This window comes from Acidobacteriota bacterium, assembly GCA_003225175.1.
In the GTDB taxonomy this organism is placed as follows: domain Bacteria; phylum Acidobacteriota; class Terriglobia; order Terriglobales; family Acidobacteriaceae; genus Gp1-AA112.
Genome location: QIBA01000255.1, coordinates 1 through 988 on the forward strand (window position 1 = coordinate 1; position 988 = coordinate 988).

At 50.4% G+C, this 988-nt stretch carries 1 protein-coding gene and 1 pseudogene (1 of these 2 cut by a window edge); one reads left to right on the forward strand and one right to left on the reverse strand.

Features of this window, described 5'->3' with window-relative positions; all coding sequences use genetic code 11:
- Nucleotides 1–275 (forward strand): hypothetical protein (locus DMG62_25160; GenBank protein ID PYY18933.1); only part of this gene is annotated, 275 nt, incomplete at its 5' end.
- Nucleotides 276–322: 47 nt separating this feature from the next.
- Here DMG62_25160 and DMG62_25165 read toward each other — a convergent pair.
- A pseudogene (locus tag DMG62_25165) lies at nt 323–988 on the reverse strand (hypothetical protein); it runs 288 nt beyond the window's last position.

Consider the following 988-nt stretch of genomic DNA (forward strand, 5'->3'; position numbering starts at 1 on the left):
GAACGCTGACGCTCTTGCTGGGGGCGGTGATCATGGCTGGAGGAGTAGCGGAGATCGTTTCGTATCTACGGCTCAAGAGTGCCGATGCGTCGGTATGGATGCTGTTCAACGGAATCACCACGTTTTTTCTAGGCGGGATAATCTGGTTTCACTGGCCATCGAGTTCCGTGTGGTCCACAGGGATTCTCGTGGGATTAACACTCTTAACGACCGGCATGACGCGACTGATGTTCGCTTTCACCGCGCGAAAGCTCAGCAGGTCGGCGGCGAGGTAGTGGGCGAAGTTCATTTCTGAAGTGGAATAAACAAACAATCGGCACAATCAGAGTAATTGAGCGCTGGGGCTGTACTCAGTAACAATCGAATGAAGAGAGCAGATTTTCTGAAATATCCGTTGATCTTCCTGCTCTTGCAAATTTCCAGATACATAACCGCACAAAGTTCTTAGCCCATATTGGTGGGAGGCCACGTCCCAGAGTTCTTCGACTCGAAGTGCCGCGTCCGAGTTGGCTTGCTTCCGCAATAAAGGAGCGCATTCTCCACAAGCGCAAACCCGTCGCGTCGCTCCGTTGGGTGCTTTGCTCGCCGTCTTGATTAGATTTCTTACTGTTTTTTCGAATTTCTTTGGATCAGGCTGATCATCAACCATGAATGAAGCGAGGGCTTCCTCGGCGTCAATAGAGATGTAGCTCCTGCACTTGATAATGGCGTCTAGGTCGAAACCTTGAGTCTGTAGTTTCTGAATCAGACCGAGCCGATGAGCCTCCGTCGCTAAAACCACAACTGCATTGCCTGCGCTTAAACCACTGGTGATAAAACTGGTGAAACCCTCCAACAAATATTCATCGTTGGAATAGATCTGAAGATCGTGGAGGCTTTGCTCCTCGGAAGGATTGTTTTCCGGCGCGGCAAAAAAAGCTTGGCCCGCTAATCTAGCACCAAGGTACCGCCTACCCTTACTAAGTGCTTTCACCGCCGGTAACAATTC